General features: G+C 34.2%; 12 protein-coding genes. 5 read left to right on the top strand and 7 right to left on the bottom strand.

Translation table 11 applies throughout. From position 1 onward, the window contains the following. Window positions 1-43: 43 nt before the first annotated feature. A complete protein-coding gene (locus FLAPXU55_RS09490) occupies window positions 44-1234 on the bottom strand; it encodes a pyridoxal phosphate-dependent aminotransferase (RefSeq protein WP_053472041.1) in 1191 nt (396 codons plus the stop codon). A 71-nt stretch (window positions 1235-1305) separates the two neighbouring features. After that, window positions 1306-2403 (bottom strand): fatty acid desaturase family protein, encoded by a 1098-nt coding sequence (locus FLAPXU55_RS09485; protein WP_053472042.1) that lies wholly within the window; start codon window positions 2401-2403, stop codon window positions 1306-1308. Window positions 2404-2510: 107 nt separating this feature from the next. On the opposite strand from FLAPXU55_RS09485, the gene rsmG reads away from it, so the two are divergent. Continuing rightward, a complete protein-coding gene (gene rsmG, locus FLAPXU55_RS09480; protein ID WP_180857466.1) occupies window positions 2511-3140 on the top strand; it encodes a 16S rRNA (guanine(527)-N(7))-methyltransferase RsmG in 630 nt (209 codons plus the stop codon). A gap of 71 nt (window positions 3141-3211) precedes the next feature. Here the strand turns inward: rsmG and FLAPXU55_RS09475 are convergent, their stop codons facing one another. After that, window positions 3212-3943: a hypothetical protein gene (locus tag FLAPXU55_RS09475; RefSeq protein WP_180857465.1), complete on the bottom strand. Its 732-nt coding sequence runs from the start codon at window positions 3941-3943 to the stop codon at window positions 3212-3214. A 316-nt stretch (window positions 3944-4259) separates the two neighbouring features. Continuing rightward, window positions 4260-5885, bottom strand: coding sequence for an L-glutamate gamma-semialdehyde dehydrogenase (gene pruA / locus FLAPXU55_RS09470; RefSeq protein WP_180857464.1), 1626 nt, complete (start codon window positions 5883-5885; stop codon window positions 4260-4262). A gap of 192 nt (window positions 5886-6077) precedes the next feature. On the opposite strand from pruA, the gene FLAPXU55_RS09465 reads away from it, so the two are divergent. The 4 genes from FLAPXU55_RS09465 to pdeM all read left to right on the top strand — a co-directional run bounded on the left by FLAPXU55_RS09465 (window position 6078) and on the right by pdeM (window position 12326). Further along, the gene (locus FLAPXU55_RS09465) at window positions 6078-7133 is read left to right on the top strand and encodes a ligase-associated DNA damage response exonuclease (RefSeq protein WP_180857463.1); all 1056 of its coding nucleotides are present in this window, start codon (window positions 6078-6080) and stop codon (window positions 7131-7133) included. Window positions 7134-7322: 189 nt separating this feature from the next. Beyond that, on the top strand, window positions 7323-8924 hold the full coding sequence (locus FLAPXU55_RS09460; RefSeq protein ID WP_180857462.1) for an ATP-dependent DNA ligase: 1602 nt from the start codon (window positions 7323-7325) through the stop codon (window positions 8922-8924). Between the two features lie 302 nt (window positions 8925-9226). Further along, window positions 9227-11686, top strand: coding sequence for a ligase-associated DNA damage response DEXH box helicase (locus FLAPXU55_RS09455; protein WP_180857461.1), 2460 nt, complete (start codon window positions 9227-9229; stop codon window positions 11684-11686). A 7-nt stretch (window positions 11687-11693) separates the two neighbouring features. Continuing rightward, on the top strand, window positions 11694-12326 hold the full coding sequence (gene pdeM / locus FLAPXU55_RS09450; protein WP_180857460.1) for a ligase-associated DNA damage response endonuclease PdeM: 633 nt from the start codon (window positions 11694-11696) through the stop codon (window positions 12324-12326). Between the two features lies 1 nt (window position 12327). On the opposite strand, the gene apaG is transcribed toward pdeM, so the two are convergent. The 3 genes from apaG to FLAPXU55_RS09435 all read right to left on the bottom strand — a co-directional run bounded on the left by apaG (window position 12328) and on the right by FLAPXU55_RS09435 (window position 17032). Next, window positions 12328-12714 (bottom strand): Co2+/Mg2+ efflux protein ApaG, encoded by a 387-nt coding sequence (apaG, locus tag FLAPXU55_RS09445; RefSeq protein WP_073489142.1) that lies wholly within the window; start codon window positions 12712-12714, stop codon window positions 12328-12330. A gap of 79 nt (window positions 12715-12793) precedes the next feature. Then, on the bottom strand, window positions 12794-14053 hold the full coding sequence (locus tag FLAPXU55_RS09440) for a type IX secretion system plug protein (RefSeq protein ID WP_180857459.1): 1260 nt from the start codon (window positions 14051-14053) through the stop codon (window positions 12794-12796). A gap of 78 nt (window positions 14054-14131) precedes the next feature. After that, window positions 14132-17032, bottom strand: coding sequence for a DEAD/DEAH box helicase (locus FLAPXU55_RS09435; RefSeq protein WP_180857458.1), 2901 nt, complete (start codon window positions 17030-17032; stop codon window positions 14132-14134). Window positions 17033-17090: the final 58 nt, after the last annotated feature.

The following is a 17090-nucleotide window of genomic DNA, read 5'->3' as shown; positions in this document are numbered from 1 at the left end:
AGGGTGTTTTTAAAACACCCTTTTTACTTTATATTATAGCTAATTATACAGTCAAAGCTTCTTTGATTCTGCGTAATGCTTCTTTTAAAATATCGTTGCTTGTTGCATAAGAGAAACGAATACAGTTTGGATTTCCGAAAGCGTCTCCAGTTACTGTTGCAACGTTTGCTTCTGCCAAAAGATACATTGAAACGTCGTTTGCATCTTTGATTTCAGTTCCTTTTAATGTTTTGCCGAAGAAAGAAGAAACGTCTGGGAATACATAAAATGCACCTTCTGGAACGTTGATTTTTACTCCCGGGATTTCTTTTAATAATCCAACAACTAAATCTCTACGACCGTGGAAAGCCTGAACCATTTCGTTTAATACGCTTGGGTCAGCATCTACAGCTGTAATTGTAGCGCGTTGTGCCACAGAGTTTGCTCCAGATGTTACTTGTCCCTGAATTTTTGTACACGCTTTTGCGATAAATTCCGGAGCTCCAATATATCCAATTCTGTATCCTGTCATTGCAAATGCTTTTGCAACTCCGTTTACAGTAATTGTTTTTTCTAACATTCCCGGAATTGAACCGATACTGCAGAAAGTTCCTGAGAAATTGATGTGCTCATAAATCTCATCGGCAACTACGTAAATATTTGGGTGTTTTTCTAAAACTTTTGCAAGCGCTGTTAATTCTTCTCTGCTGTAAACAGATCCAGAAGGATTACATGGAGAAGAGAACCACATCATTTTTGTTTTTGGCGTGATTGCAGCTTCTAATTGCTCTGGAGTAATTTTGAAATCTGTTTCTACAGAAGTAGGAACTTCAACCGGAACTCCGCCAGAAAGTTTTACGATTTCGAAATAAGAAACCCAGTATGGTGCTGGTAAAATAACTTCGTCACCATCGTTTAACATTACTTGTGCAATGTTGTATAAAGATTGTTTTGCTCCTGTAGAAACTACGATTTGAGATGGTTTATACTCTAAATCATTGTCTCTTTTAAATTTTCTGCAGATAGCTTCTTTTAAATCCTGATATCCATCAACAGGAGAATATGTACTGTAATTATCATCGATTGCTTTTTTTGCAGCTTCTTTAATAAAGTCTGGTGTATTGAAATCTGGTTCACCTAAACTTAAACTGATAATGTCTTTTCCTTGTGCTTTTAATTCGCGAGCTAAAGCTGCCATTGCCAATGTCTGCGAAGTCGCAAGATTGTTGATTCTGTCCGAAAGAATATGGTTCATTATAAAAATTTTGAATGTCCTTAATTGTTGCGCTATTTAAGGATGGTTAATTATTAATAGATTTTTTTAGTTTAAACAGATAATTCAGGTTTCATTCCTAAGTCACGCAAATGTTTGAAGTGAGCTGCAATAGCACTTCTCATTGTTTTGTATTCGTAATATGGTAAATTACATTCTTTTGCAGTTTCCTTTACGATTTTTGCAATTTTGCCATAGTGAATGTGACTGATATTTGGAAAAATATGATGTTCGATTTGGTGGTTTAATCCGCCAGTGTACCAGTTTACAATTGCATTTTTTGGCGCAAAATTAGTTGTGGTATACAATTGGTGAACTGCCCATGTATTGTCCATTTCTCCCAATTCATTTGGAGATGGATTTGTGGTGTGATCAACAACGTGTGCTAATTGAAATACAACACTTAAGATTAATCCGGCTGTGTAGTGCATTACGAAAAATCCTAGAAGCACTTTCCACCATGTAATTCCAATAAGTATTGGCAAAACAATCCAGATTGAGATGTAGATTACTTTTGTAATAATTAAAGTTGTCCAAAGAATTTTTGGGCTTTTTGGTTCACCATAAGATAATTTTCTTTTAAGATAATTTCTCATTTGCTTAAAATCGGTAGTAATAGCCCAATTGAAAGTCAACAAACCATACAAGAAAACAGAGTAATAATGTTGAAAACGGTGAAAACTATGCCATTCTGCATGTTCTGTAAAACGGATAATTCTTCCCGCATCCAGATCTTCATCGTGTCCGGGAATATTAGTATAAGTATGGTGAAGCACATTGTGCTGAACCTGCCAGTTGTAAACGTTTCCGGCAAGAACATAAATAGTTCCGCCCATGAATTTATTAATCCAGCTTTTGTTAGAGTATGAACCGTGATTGCCATCGTGCATTACGTTCATTCCAACGCCTGCCATCCCTACGCCAATGACGATTGATAAAAGCAGCATTACCCAAAAAGGCATATTTAAGGTAAGAATTAAAAAATAAGGAGTTAAAAAAACGGCGAATAGAATAACGGCTTTTAAGTGTAACTTCCAGTTTCCTGTTTTCTGAATGTTATTCTCCTTAAAGTAATTGTTTACCCGTGAGTTAAGTGTTCTGAAAAACTTCAGATTGTCTTGCCTAGCAAAAGTTGGAGCAGTGTTATTCATAATTGTTTTAAATAGTTTTCAAAGGTAATTATTATAAATTCTCAATTTGCAAAATTGAGTTAAATATTTCAATCGTAAAGTAGTACTTTTGTTAAAAATTTACTGCAATGGATGAGATATTGAAATATTTTCCTGATTTGACCGATCTTCAAATAGAACAATTTCAAAAATTAGACTTTTTATACCACGATTGGAATGAAAAAATCAATGTGATTTCGCGTAAAGACATTGATTCCTTATATACAAAACACATTTTACATTCTTTAGGAATTGCTAAAATCATGAAGTTCGAACCCGGAGCTACAGTTCTGGATGTTGGAACCGGCGGCGGTTTTCCCGGAATTCCGTTAGCGATTCTTTTTCCGGAAACCCGTTTTTATTTAATTGATGTTATTGCAAAAAAAATAAAAGTAGTTCAGGGTGTTGTTGATGCATTAGAATTAAAGAACGTAAAAGCAGAACAAAAACGTGCTGAATTGGTAAAAGGCGATTTCGATTTTATCGTAAGCCGTGCCGTAACCAATATGCCGGATTTTGTTTCATGGATTCATGATAAAATTAAAAAACAGCATAAGCATACTTTAAAAAATGGAATTTTATATTTAAAGGGCGGTGACCTGGCCGAAGAATTAAAAGATTTTCCAAGTGCAACTTTGTATGATTTAGCAGCAATATTTGATGATGAATTTTTTGAAACTAAAAAAGTGGTTCATCTTCCTTTAAAGTTTAAGCCTTAAGTTATACTTAAAGTAAATAACCCGTAAAGAATTTCTTTTCGGGTTATTTTTTGAATTAATAGTTTCTACTACTAAGATGCTTTCCTGGAAAAATCCAGAAAAGGATTTGCTTTTATGTCTAAATTATCAATAAAGTTATGAATGGCATTTTCTGATGCTTCTACAGAGTATTTAAACTCAGTATCAAAGAACAATTCTCTGCATAAAACCGGTTCGTTTGAAGAATCGTAAATCGCTTCATCTGATTCATCAAGATTATCATAGCTGTATTGACAAGGATATAAACGAATTAGTTCGGCAATTGTTTTCTCGAACCATTTATCAAATGTTTTCTTTTTTGGAGTTACGTGTCGGGCTAATAAGGTCAGACCTACAAGTTCGCTTTGAAGCAGGTAAGAACCTTTTCTGTATTTTACATCGACCATTCTCACATTCATTAGAGCGATCCATAAAGCCCCGTTTACTAAACCATTAGCAGGTATATCAAGATCGCAGTCAAATAATAAAGGATTTGTTTGCTCACGATCGTTAATGGAGCACCAAAGTGCTTCAATACGTTTTTGTGTGTCTTGCGTAAATTGTGTATAACCTGTAAAACGCCAATAAACCCATTCTAATAAAGCAGCTGTTAAACCTACAGACGCTTTATGGTTAATTTGCATTAATACACACTCTAATGCATCATTGCCTTCAATAGGATCTAATAGCTGATCTATTTTCTTTTTTGTCCATTTAAAATTAATAGGATGTCCAATACTTTTTGCTTCTGAAATTACCTGTGGAACATTGTTTAAATTTCTCATATTTTTTAGTTGTTTATCTTGTATAACTTGTAATTTTTTACAGGGACAAATTTAGAGTGATGTGTCTTTTTAGAATGGAACAAGAAGTTTTTAAAATATCAAAATATGTTTTTTTCACAGCGTATGTTGTTGATAATTAGATATATAAGAAAAGTACTACAATTTTTAAAATTGTCTTGTATATAAGACTCATACACGTTTAATAATACTTTATTATTATCAGAAGTATCTAAAACAGCAAAAGCCGAATCTTTCAAGATTCGGCTTTTTATATGAATAGGTCTCAAACTTGAAACCTGAAACTTGAAACAAAAAATTAACCTAAGAAAGGATATCTGTAATCTTCCGGAGTTACAAAAGTTTCTTTAATAGTTCTTGGAGAAGCCCAACGTAATAAGTTCAATGCAGAACCTGCTTTATCGTTAGTTCCAGAAGCTCTTGCACCACCAAATGGCTGCATTCCAACAACTGCTCCGGTTGGTTTATCATTAATGTAGAAGTTACCGGCAGCATTTTGCAATTTCGTTGTAGCTACTTCAATAGCATAACGATCCTGGCTGAAAACTGCTCCGGTTAAAGCATATTCAGAAGTAGTATCAACTAATTCTAAAGCTTCTTCCCATTTAGCATCTTCGTAAACATAAATAGTGATTACTGGTCCGAATAATTCGGTTTCCATTGTAGTATATTTTGGGTTTGTAGTTACAATAACTGTTGGCTCAATAAAGTATCCAACTGATTTATCGTAATTTCCACCAATGATGATTTCAGCATCAGCATCTTTTTTAGCTTGGTCAATATAACTAGCTAATTTGTCAAAAGAACCTTCGTGAATAACCGCAGTAATAAAGTTTCCAAAATCTTCTGGAGAACCCATTTTCATAGATTTTACATCAGTAATTAATTGTTCTTTTACAGCTGGCCATAAACTTTGCGGAATATAAGCTCTTGAAGCTGCAGAACATTTTTGACCTTGAAATTCAAAAGCTCCACGAGTAATACCCGTAACAACTTGTTTTACGTTTGCGCTTGGGTGTGCAATGATAAAATCTTTACCACCAGTTTCACCAACGATTCTTGGGTATGTTTTATAATGGTGAATGTTTGCTCCAATTTTAGCCCAGATATCTTTAAATACATGAGTTGAACCAGTAAAGTGAACACCAGCAAAATCGCGGCTAGCTAAAACTGTATCTGTAATCATTAAAGCATCTCCAAAAACAACGTTGATAACACCGTCTGGAACTCCAGCTTCTTTGAAAACATCAATAATAACTTTTGCAGAAAATACCTGGCTGTCACTTGGTTTCCAAACCACAACGTTACCCATCATTGCAGCACTTGCAGGCAAGTTTGCAGCAATAGCAGTAAAGTTAAAAGGAGTAATAGCGTAAACAAAACCTTCAAGAGGTCTGTATTCTAAACGGTTCCAAACAGTAGAATCAGATTTTGGCTGATCGTTGTAGATTTGAGTCATAAACTCAACATTGTAACGTAAAAAGTCAATTAACTCACAAGAAGCATCAATTTCTGCCTGATGAATATTTTTAGATTGACCAATCATAGTTGCAGCATTAATACGCGCTCTGTAAGGACCAGCGATTAATTCAGCAGCTTTTAAGAAAATAGCAGCACGTTGTTCCCATGCCATGTTTGCCCACGCTTTTCTTGATTCAAGAGCATTTGCAATCGCTTTTTCGATATGTTGTTTTTCAGCTAAATGATATTTTCCAACTACGTGTTTGTGATCATGAGGAGCTGTAATATTTCTTGTGTTTCCAGTTTTGATTTCTTCACTTCCAATATATAAAGGAACATCAATTTGAGAGTTCCACATTGTAGTGTAAGCTGCCTGAACAGCTGCTTTTTCTGGTGAGTTCGGTGCGTAACCTTTTACAGGTTCGTTTACCGCTTTTGGTACATGAAAGAATCCTTTTAACATGGGATAAATTGTTTTAAAATTTACGAATTGTTTAATTTTATACAAAAGTACAAATGATAATTTGATTATATCACAATACAATATTAAAAAGTTGTAATTTAATAAACTAATCAGGTGAAGTTGTAAAACGAAGTTTTCTATAAACGTTTAAATTTGAGATACTTCTGAAAAGATGTTTTTAAATATATTACTATGAAAATCCCCCTTTTAGCTTTTAATGACAAAGGTATTTACTGCCAGCAGGCAGATGTTTACCTTGATCCGTGGCGTCCTGTAAAAAACGCCATAATCACACATGGACATGCCGATCACTCACGCTGGGGACATCAAAATTATATTACACATCATACCAATATTCCCATAATCCGACATCGTTTGGGAGAAATAAATGTTACCGGAAAAGAATGGGGAGAAACCTTTGTAATCAATAATGTAAAATTTTCCCTTCATCCTGCCGGACATATTATTGGAAGTTCTCAGATTCGAGTGGAACACAAAGGTGAAGTCTGGGTTTTTACCGGAGATTATAAAACGGAAGATGACGGAATTTCAACTCCGTATGAAGTTGTAAAATGCGACACTTTTATAACCGAATGTACTTTCGGACTTCCAGCTTTCAATTGGACGCCGCAAGCCGAAGTTATTACAGAAATCAATAATTGGTGGGCAGAAAATAAAGCAGAAGGCAGAACTTCAATTCTGTTTGGATATTCTTTAGGGAAAGCACAACGCCTTTTAAAATATTTAGATACTGATATTGGAAAAATATATACGCACGGCGCCATCGAAAACATGACAAATGTTTTACGCCCGATGGTTTATTTTCCACCAACTGAATTAATAACCAGAGAAACCAAAAGAGAAGCCCTTTTAGGAAACATTGTTCTTGCTCCGCCAAGCGCACACGGAAGTATCTGGATTAGAAAAATGACACCTTTTGTAACCGGTTCAGCAAGCGGATGGATGGCATTTAGAGGTGCAAGACGCAGACGTGCGATTGATAAGGGTTTCGTTTTAAGCGATCACTGCGACTGGCATTCTTTATTAGAAAGCGTCAAAGCAACGGGTGCAGAAAGAGTAATTTGTACGCATGGTTATACTGATATTTTTGCCAAATATTTAAGGGAATTAGGTTACGATGCCAGAACCGAAAAAACACAATATGAAGGTGAAGCAGCAGAAATGGAAAAAGAAGAAAAAGAAACCGAAATAGATCAAAATGAAACTCCGGTTATTTCTGAAAATTAATTATGGAAAAAACTTAACACATAGTAACATAGTTTTTCTTTGTGATTAAAGGCATTTCATTTGTTCAAACAAACATAGCTATGTGTGAAAATCTAGATTTTTTAAAACCATCTTCTTTTTCAATTTTAAACCTATGTTTCTATGTGTTTAAAAATTATACGCAACGAGTTTAAAATAGTATAACGAAAAATGAAAAATTTCGCCCAACTTATAAAAACGCTGGACAGTTCAAACAAGACGAACGTAAAAGTAGATGCCCTGACGACGTATTTTAAAAATGCATCGCCGGAAGATAAAGTATGGACTATTGCGATTCTTTCGCATCGTCGTCCGGCAAGACCGGTTAATACGACTTTATTGCGACTTTGGGCAAATGAACTGGCGAATATTCCGCTATGGCTTTTTGAAGAAAGTTACCATATTGTTGGAGATTTGGCCGAAACTATTGCTTTGATAATTCCAACTACAAAAGAACATTCCGATAAAAGTTTAACCGAGTTTCTACAGGAAATCATCGCCTTAAAAAAGAAAACTGATTCAGAGAAAAAAGAATATCTGCACGAAAACTGGATGGCTTTAAATTATTATGAACGTTTCGTTTTTACCAAATTAATTACCGGAAGCTTCAGAATCGGCGTAAGCCAAAAATTAATGACACGTGCTTTATCAAAAGCAGAAGAAGTAGATGAAGATGCACTGGCTTATAAATTAATGGGAAACTGGAGCCCAAATACAATTACGTTTCAGGAATTGATTCTGGATGAAAAGAGCTCCGATTATTTATCAAAACCTTATCCGTTTTATCTGGCGTATCCAATTGAAGGTGATGTCGAAGATTTAGGAAATCCTGAAGATTGGTCCATCGAACATAAATGGGACGGAATACGTTCGCAAACCATTATTCGTGATGATGAAATTTATGTTTGGTCAAGAGGTGAGGAGCTGGTTACAGATAAATATCCGGAGTTTAAATCTTTTGTAGGCATTATTCCAAACGGAACTGTAATTGATGCTGAAATCTTGGCTTTTCCCGAAAATGAAATCGGAACTTTTAATGATTTACAAGCCAGAATCGGGCGTAAAACCATATCGGCAAATCTGCTGGAAAAAGTGCCCGTAATTCTTAAAGCGTATGATATTTTAGAATGGGAAGGAAAAGATATTCGAAATTTACCATATATAGAAAGAAGAAAATTACTGGAAGATTTATATGATGACATAAAAGACCAAACCCGTTCTTTTCGGCTTTCAGAAAGGGTTTCGTTAACTTCCTGGGAAGATGTAGCAAAAGAAAGAGAACGCGCACGCGAAATGAAAAGCGAAGGTTTAATGTTAAAACGAAATACTTCGCCGTACCAAGTTGGAAGAAAAAAAGGTGATTGGTGGAAATGGAAAATAGAGCCTTTAGTAATTGATGCCGTTCTAACTTACGCCATGCGGGGACACGGACGAAGATCTAATTTATTTACCGATTATACTTTTGCGCTTTGGCAAAACAATGAAAACGGAGAAAAAGAACTCGTCACTTTCGCAAAAGCATATTCCGGTTTAACCGATGCCGAATTCAGAAAAGTGGATGATTTTATAAAAAAGAATACTTTAGAACGTTTTGGCCCCGTTAGAAGCGTAACACCAAAGTTGGTTTTTGAAATTGGTTTCGAAGGAATTTCTCTTTCCAAAAGACATAAAAGCGGTATCGCAACAAGATTTCCAAGAATTTTGAGATGGCGACAAGACAAAAAAATAGAAGAAGCCAATTCTGTTGAAGATTTAAAAAATATGATTTCGTAATACGTTGACAATTTTTAAACACATAGAAACATAGATTTTAATGCTAAAAAAAGAGTTTAAAAAAAATCTAGATTTTCACACATAGCTATGTTTGTTAATGCAAGTGAAACGTCTTTATGTGGTTTCAGAAACTATGTTTCTATGTGTTAAAATTTACAACAGTTTTGTCGCCACGAATTTCACGGATTTCCACGAATTAATTTTCACACAATGATTTGTGAAAATTCGTGAAATTCGTGGCAAAAAAATCATTTTTAATCATTAAAATCTGTGGCATTATTCTAATATTCAAAATATAATAAATGAATAGGGACGAATTATATGTATTAGCCGAAAACTGGTTTAAAAGTCAGGGTTGGAAATCTTTTCCATTCCAGACGCAAACCTGGACTGCTTTTTTGCAGGGAAAAAACGGTTTATTAAACGCACCTACGGGAAGCGGGAAAACCTATGCCTTATGGTTTCCTGTAGTTCTCGATTACATCAAAAAAAATCCCGATTATAAAACTAAACACAAAGCCGGATTAAAAGCAATCTGGATTACACCTTTACGAGCACTTTCTGTAGAAATAAAACAAGCTGCAGAACGAATTATTACCGATTTAGATCTGCCGTTAACTGTGGGGATTCGGTCTGGAGATACTTCGCAAAGCGAAAGAGCAAAGCAGAAAAACAAAATGCCCGATCTTTTAATTACAACGCCTGAAAGTTTGCAGCTTCTTTTAGCATCAAAACAATATGAAAAAACGTTTGCCAATTGCGGTGCAATCGTGGTTGATGAATGGCACGAATTAATGGGAACCAAACGAGGCGTGCAAATGGAATTAGCGCTTTCGAGATTAAAAACAATTGCGCCAAAAATGCGAATTTGGGGAATTTCGGCAACAATTGGAAATCTCGAATTAGCGCAAGAAGTTTTGTTAGGTCATGATACGGAAGCCTATAAAAACTCCGTTTTGATAAAAGCACATATCAATAAAAAAATAAAGATAGAATCGATTCTGCCTGAAAAAATGGAAACCTATCCGTGGCGTGGGCACATGGGTTTGCATTTAATTGATGAGGTTGCAAAAATCATCCGAAAGAGTAAAACAACTTTAATTTTTACCAACGTACGTTCTGCCTGCGAAATTTGGTTTCAGGCTATTTTAGAAAGATATCCGGAGTTTGCAGGTGAAATGGCGATGCATCACGGCAGTATCAGCAGAGAAACTCGTTTGTGGGTTGAAGACGCAATTAGAAACGAAGAATTAAAAGTCGTGGTTTGTACTTCGAGTTTAGATCTTGGTGTCGATTTTGCACCTGTTGAAACCATAATTCAGGTTGGCGGACCAAAAGGAGTTGCCAGATTTCTGCAAAGAGCAGGAAGAAGCGGACATCAGCCGGGAAAGGAAAGTGTGATTTACTTTCTCGCCACACATGCGATGGAATTAATTGAAGCTTCGGCATTAAAAAAAGCAGTTGCCAAAACGGTTGTCGAAGACCGGATGCCGTATTTAAACAGCTGGGATGTTTTGGTTCAATATCTTAATACTCTCGCCGTTTCTGACGGATTTTTTCCAGATGAAATTTATGAAGAAGTCAAAACAACTTTCTGTTATCAAAACATAACGAAAGAAAACTGGAACTGGATTTTAAATTTCATCACAAACGGAAGCCAGAGTTTACAAGCTTACGACGAATTTAAAAAAGTAGAAATTGAAGAAGACGGACGTTATAAAATTAACAGCCGTTTTATTGCCATGCATCACAGAATGCAAATGGGAACAATTGTGGGCGATGCAGTTTTAAATGTGAAATTTTTAAGCGGAGGATTTATTGGAACTGTCGAAGAATGGTTTGCCTCAAAATTACAGCGAGGTGATGTTTTTACTTTTGCCGGAAGACGACTCGAATTATTTCAAATTAAAAATATGCAGGTTTTAGTTCGAAAAGCAGATCCTAAAAAAACAGCGCGGGTTGTAAGCTGGATGGGAGGAAGAATGACTTTATCGGCACAAATGAGTGAATTGCTTCGGGAAGAATTGTATGCGGCAAATACAGAAAATTTAACGCCCGAATTAAAAGCTTTGAAACCTATTTTCAACAGACAAAGAAAAGAAAGTATTGTACCTAATAATGACGAATTTTTAATAGAAACTTTTAAAACACGCGAAGGTTTTCATGCGATTTTTTATCCTTTTGAAGGACGTTATGTTCACGAAGCAATGGCTAGTTTAATTTCCTATAGAATAAGTTTATTGTCGCCAATTACTTTTTCGCTGGCGTATAATGATTACGGATTTGAACTTCTTTCTGATCAGGAAATTGATATGCAGTCTGTTTTTGATAATAATTTGTTTACTACAGAATATGTTCATCATGACTTGCAGAAAAGCTTAAACGCAACCGAAATGGCGCGTCGAAAATTTCGTGATATTGCCGTAATCGCGGGTTTAGTTTTTACCGGAATGCCCGGAAAACCAGTTAAAACAAAACATTTGCAAAGTGGTTCACAATTGCTTTTTGAAGTTTTTAGGGATTATGAACCCGATAATTTATTATTACAGCAGGCTTATATTGAAACCTTTGAACATCAGTTAGAAGAAGGACGTTTAATTCAGGCTATGGAAAGAATAAATAACCAGAATATTGTCTGGAAACAATGCAAAAAGCCAACGCCATTTAGTTTTCCTATAATTACAGATCGTTTACGTGAAAAAATATCCAGCGAAACATTACAGGAAAGAATTAAAAAAATGACAGCGAGTTACATGAAATAATTACAATATGAAGATCAGTATCAACAATCAAAATTTCGTTTTGCATCAATCCGGAGCTGCTTTTTGGGAAGAAAAGAAGATGCTCTTAATCTCTGATTTGCATTTGGGAAAAATTGCACATTTTAGAAAACACGGAATGGCAATTCCGGAGAAAGCGGTTTTGGAAAATTTTGCAAGATTAAATGAAGTGTTGAATCTATTTGATTCTGAAACGATTATTTTTCTTGGAGATTTATTCCACAGTAAAATCAATAACGAATGGGATTTTTTTGCAGATTGGACTAAAACTGTTTCTCAGCAGATTATTCTAGTGGAAGGAAATCATGATATTATTTCAAAAAAAAACTACGCTGATTTAAATATCGAAATTTACGAAGAATTGATAATCGATGATTTTCTATTAACGCACCATCCCACAACAAGAGAAAACTTTTTTAATTTTTGCGGACACATTCATCCGGGAATAAAACTAAAAGGATTAGGGAGACAATTTTTAAGTTTGTCCTGTTTTTTTAGAAAACCGCATCAATTGATTTTTCCTTCTTTTGGAGAATTCACAGGCAATTTTTATTTGATTCCCGAAGAAAATGACCAAGTTTATGCCATCACAAAAGAAGAAGTAATTGAAATAAAACGCTGAATTAATTCAATGCAAAAGGAGCGCACATTCTAAAAGTAGGCACAATAACTTTGAAAGTTTTAGTTGTAGTGAAATTGATCATATTAAAATGACCTTTCATAGCACCGTAAGGAGATGATAATAAACAACCAGAGCTGTAAGTGTGATTTTCACCTGGTTTTAAAACAGGTTTTTTGCCTATAACGCCTTCACCATCAACAATATCTAAATCATTTAATGAGTCGTGGATTTCCCAGTGGCGAGAAGTTAGCTGAACAGAATCTTTACTATGATTTTCGATTGTAACTACGTAACTAAAAGCAAAGTGAATCTTGTAGTTCTTGAAGTAAGTGCCTTCAAAACTAGTTAGAACCGATATTTTTATGCCTCGTGTAATTTGAGAAACCATATTAACCTAGTAAATCTGTGTGAGTTATAGGCACAAAGCTACGAAAAAAAACTAGGAAACCTAAAACCTTAACAATGTTTTAATTAACTATGTTTATGGAGTTTGCATTGCCTTTTCCAATAACTCTTTGATAACGATCTGTACTTTCTTTGTAATAAACTAATATAGTATACTCATTTTCTGTTTGATAAAAATTACCATCAACGGCATTTTCATTATCTATATTACCTTTTTTATCTGCAACAGTGTATTGAAAATTAGTAAAACCTTGTTTGATCATTATTGCTTTTTCAAAAACGGCTTTATCAGTATTATAATCCAGTTTATATTCTGGTGATAAGCTGTAATTATTGAACATTCCTGTAACATAAATATCTTTGTTAAGCCTGAAAGCCGGAGCCGAAAGCGTGAAATAAACCCAGGCATAATCAGCTTCAATACTGTTGTCTGAACCATTTATGTTTTTCACAACAAAATTACCGTTTACATCCTGATAATTGGTATAAATTTGATTTCCTCTTGCAGCATTGGTATACAAATAAGCATTGTAAATATCGTTGTTAGCGCCCACTTTACCAACATTATTATTTGCAGCACGAATGTCTTTATTTTCAAAATATAAAAATTCATTGCCGCCCCAAAATTGCGTTTCCCCATCGTATTTATAAACCAGTTGATTCCCAATCGTGTATTGCGGTGGAATATTTTTAATGGCAGTGTTGAAATTTCCGTTTTGTAATAAAAGAACTTTTACATTTTGAATTGGAGTTTGAAATGTAATATCATTTGAAACAATCGAAAAATCCAAATTCTGTTTGTAGTCAATATTGCTGAGGTTTCGGGTTCTTTTTACCTGTGCCGCCACCGTACAATGATCTTCGTATAAAATGAATTTTCGGGAGAAAACAACTTCTTTATCTTCATTTAAAATTTTCAGGATGTAATTTCCGGACAATCTTAACTGCGTTGTAAATTGATTTGGAAACGCCAGTCGGTAATGTGAATAAACCTGAAGCGTATTAAATGAGTTCGAATAATCTGTAATTCTCTGACCGTCAAAACCTCTTAAATAATCTGTTTTCGGAATATCAGTTGGTTTCCAGTTATAATCGCAATGTGTGATTTCAAAATAATAATTGGCTTCGTTACCAAATAAATCATCAAACTGAAATTCAAATGTAGAATTCAATTCAAATATGGGAACAACATTATTGCCATTCTGAACAAAAGTAACGGTTTTGATATTGTATGGAGGAACTACTTCAGTTTGTATTTCCTGAGCTTTCGCGAAAGTAAAAACAAAAAACAAAAGCAAACTTTGATATAAAAATTTTGGCATCTTATTACGTTGTAAGATTGTAAATATAAGAATTTTATTAAACGTAATAAGATGCCATTTATTGGATGAAGCGATTTATTAAGAATTTAAAATGTATTCTAAATTAGCTTCGATCTCATCATTTATGTAGCTTTCTTCTAAAAGTGAATCAGATAAAAGCTTTTTATTTTCCTGCAGTTTGATGATTTTTTCTTCTACTGTATTTTTCGAAATAAAACGAACAACGTTTACTTTATTCAGCTGCCCAATTCGGTGTGCCCTTCCAACTCCTTGTTTTTCTGCGAAAGGATTCCACCAAGGATCTAAAAATAAAACATAAGAAGCTTTGGTAATATTCAAACCAACTCCTCCGGCTTTTAGCGAAATAAAAAACAATAAAGGTTCTTCTTTTTCCTGAAACAGTTTTACCTGCTGTTCTCTTTTGCTGGCTGGCGTTTCGCCTGTAATTTCACAATAGGTTATTTTGTTTTCCTTGCACCAATCTGTATAGAAATGCAGGTTGGTAACAAACGAACTGAAAATGATTACTTTCTGTTTTGCTTTGACTAAATTTTCGAGATAATTAGTAACCGCAATATATTTTCCCGAATCAATTTCAGATTCCTGATCTACCATTTTTGGGTGGTTACTCAGTTGTCTTAACTTCATCAGCGTATTAATAATGCTGATTTTGTCAGGACTTGAGCCATCCATTTTTAATAAAAAGTTACGCGCTTTTGATTTTTCCTGTTCATATAATTTTTCCTGTTCAGGGTCCATTTCACAATAATAAATCTGCTCTGATAATTCAGGTAAATCCTTTAAAACCTGTTCCTTGGTTCGTCGCAAAATATAAGGCTGAACCAGATTTTTTAATTCAGATAAAACATCTTCATTCTGCTTTTTCTCAATCGGAATTTTAAAATTTTCTGCAAAGAAATTATAAGTTCCCAAAATATCCGGATTTATAAACTGCATTTGCGACCATAAATCGTCAAGCGAATTTTCGATTGGCGTACCACTTAAAGCAATTTTATGACCCGTACTTATTTTGTTTATGGCTTTAAAAATCTTAGAATTTTTATTTTTAATGTATTGACTTTCGTCCAAAATCAAATAACGAAAATCATATTTTTCTAAAATTGAAATATCACGATGAACGATGCTGTAACTGGTAAAAATTAAATCAGTTGTTGCTAGTCTTGCGACTAATTGTTTTCGGTCATTCCCCACATATTGCATTTTCGAAAAATGCGGAGTGAACTTTGCAGATTCGTTGTACCAGTTAAAAACCAATGAAGAAGGTAAAACAATCAAAGTTTTAAGCGGTTCTCTTTCTACAGTAGTTTCGTTTGCAAATAAATCAAAATTGGTAGTTTTAGTCGTAAATCCTAATTGTTCCTGAACGGCAACCAGAACGGCTAAAGTCTGTAACGTCTTCCCAAGTCCCATATCATCTGCCAGACAAGCGCCCAAATTGGAATTAAAATGCCCTAAAAGCCATTTTACACCGTCAATTTGATACGGTCTTAAAGTTGCTTTTAATAAATCAGAAGCCACATATTCAGCTTTATAAGTTACATCGTCTTTGATTTCGGCAATAGCATCAAGGGCAGTGAAATTACTTTTGCGTAAAAGTAAAGTTCCGCTTTCTATTTTTCCGAGTTTTGCCAGCGAACTGTATTTGCTGAACCATTCTAATGGAATCAAAAAATAGTTTCCATCAGGAAGAGGAAAGAGTCTTTCTTTGCTTTTTATATTCGGAATAATTTCGCTGAAATTAATTGTATACGACCCAATTGTAATGATAATTTTGATGTCAAACCAATCTCCATTTGTATCTTTTGACGCAGAAACGGTATGATTTGAAGTAACAATTTCTTTGCTTTCCAGCTTTAAATTTTGAATGTTAAAACCTAAACTTTCCAGCTTTTCTTTATTGTCAATTATCAATTGAATGTTGATATAAGGATCTGAAGTTTCAGCCTCAGAATTTAATCCAAATAACTCGTTTTTGATTTTTATTAAACCAATTTCGGTTAATTTATCGACATACAAATTTTCATCAGCATTTCGTTTAAACTGAATGATTTTAGGTTCATTTGCAACACTGAAATCTACAAACGAATGTGTTTTCTTTGTTTTACTTCCGTCAAATGAATAGCCGTTATAATCAAAATAAAGGTTGAGGTAATAACAGTTTTTAAAGAAATCGTAAATCGGCTGAATCGTGCAGGAAGTGATTTCATCACGCTGTTCAATTTCAAAACCTGTTGCTTCGATATCAATTTTTTTAGCTATTTCAGGAATAAAATTTTTAAAATAATCATCAACTAATTTTGAAGGTATTTCGATTGATTTTTTCTTTAAAAAAGGCATCAGTTTTTTAGCATTAAGGGCTGTTAACTGACCTAATTTTTTATTGATAATCAACCAGCCCGGTTCATCTAAAAGGATATCAACATTGCTTTCCATTGGTAAAAAAGCTGTTTCATTTTCTTTTAAAGAAAGGGTATACGTAATTCCTTCGGCGTGTTTGTCAAATTGAATTTGAGGTTCAAAATAAAGCGGACTAATATCAACTCTCGAACGGTAAAAATCTTTTTCAGGGCCAATGTTTATCGACAACGGAAATTGTCCTTCAACAATTAAACTGTAAAAAGAAGACAGATTTAATTTTAAATGCTGACGGATTGCAAACTCAATTTTTGAATCTTTTTGTAAATCAGCAATGGTTTTTGCCGATTTTATTTTGGCACTGAATTTTTTGAATATGAATTCAGGTTTTAAAGACTCGCAGGCAGTCAGTATTTTTTTTGTATTCGAATCTAAATCGTCAAAAACAATTCCGAAACTTTGAATTATTCCGGCGGTTGCTTTTTTGTCCAGATATTTGATTTCATCGGTATTCTCAACGATGTAGGATGTTGGAATATAAACATTCAGATTTTTTTCAAAACTGATGTCAAAACAGAACTGAAATGATTTTGTAGGTTCCAAGGTTTAGGGATTTGGTTGGCTTGTAAATTAGTTATTGGGCAAAAAAATAAAGAGTTTT

Origin of the sequence: Flavobacterium panici, from assembly GCF_903819335.1 — a bacterium.
Lineage (GTDB): Bacteria > Bacteroidota > Bacteroidia > Flavobacteriales > Flavobacteriaceae > Flavobacterium > Flavobacterium panici.
Note: the sequence above shows the minus strand (reverse complement) of the source record. Positions and strands in the feature narration are given on the sequence as shown.

Coding starts and splice junctions, on each gene's coding strand:
- FLAPXU55_RS09490 (WP_053472041.1), bottom strand. CDS start 1,234: ATGAACCATATTCTTTCGGACAGAATCAACAATCTTGCGACTTCGCAG.
- FLAPXU55_RS09485 (WP_053472042.1), bottom strand. CDS start 2,403: ATGAATAACACTGCTCCAACTTTTGCTAGGCAAGACAATCTGAAGTTT.
- rsmG (WP_180857466.1), top strand. CDS start 2,511: ATGGATGAGATATTGAAATATTTTCCTGATTTGACCGATCTTCAAATA.
- FLAPXU55_RS09475 (WP_180857465.1), bottom strand. CDS start 3,943: ATGAGAAATTTAAACAATGTTCCACAGGTAATTTCAGAAGCAAAAAGT.
- pruA (WP_180857464.1), bottom strand. CDS start 5,885: ATGTTAAAAGGATTCTTTCATGTACCAAAAGCGGTAAACGAACCTGTA.
- FLAPXU55_RS09465 (WP_180857463.1), top strand. CDS start 6,078: ATGAAAATCCCCCTTTTAGCTTTTAATGACAAAGGTATTTACTGCCAG.
- FLAPXU55_RS09460 (WP_180857462.1), top strand. CDS start 7,323: ATGAAAAATTTCGCCCAACTTATAAAAACGCTGGACAGTTCAAACAAG.
- FLAPXU55_RS09455 (WP_180857461.1), top strand. CDS start 9,227: ATGAATAGGGACGAATTATATGTATTAGCCGAAAACTGGTTTAAAAGT.
- pdeM (WP_180857460.1), top strand. CDS start 11,694: ATGAAGATCAGTATCAACAATCAAAATTTCGTTTTGCATCAATCCGGA.
- apaG (WP_073489142.1), bottom strand. CDS start 12,714: ATGGTTTCTCAAATTACACGAGGCATAAAAATATCGGTTCTAACTAGT.
- FLAPXU55_RS09440 (WP_180857459.1), bottom strand. CDS start 14,053: ATGCCAAAATTTTTATATCAAAGTTTGCTTTTGTTTTTTGTTTTTACT.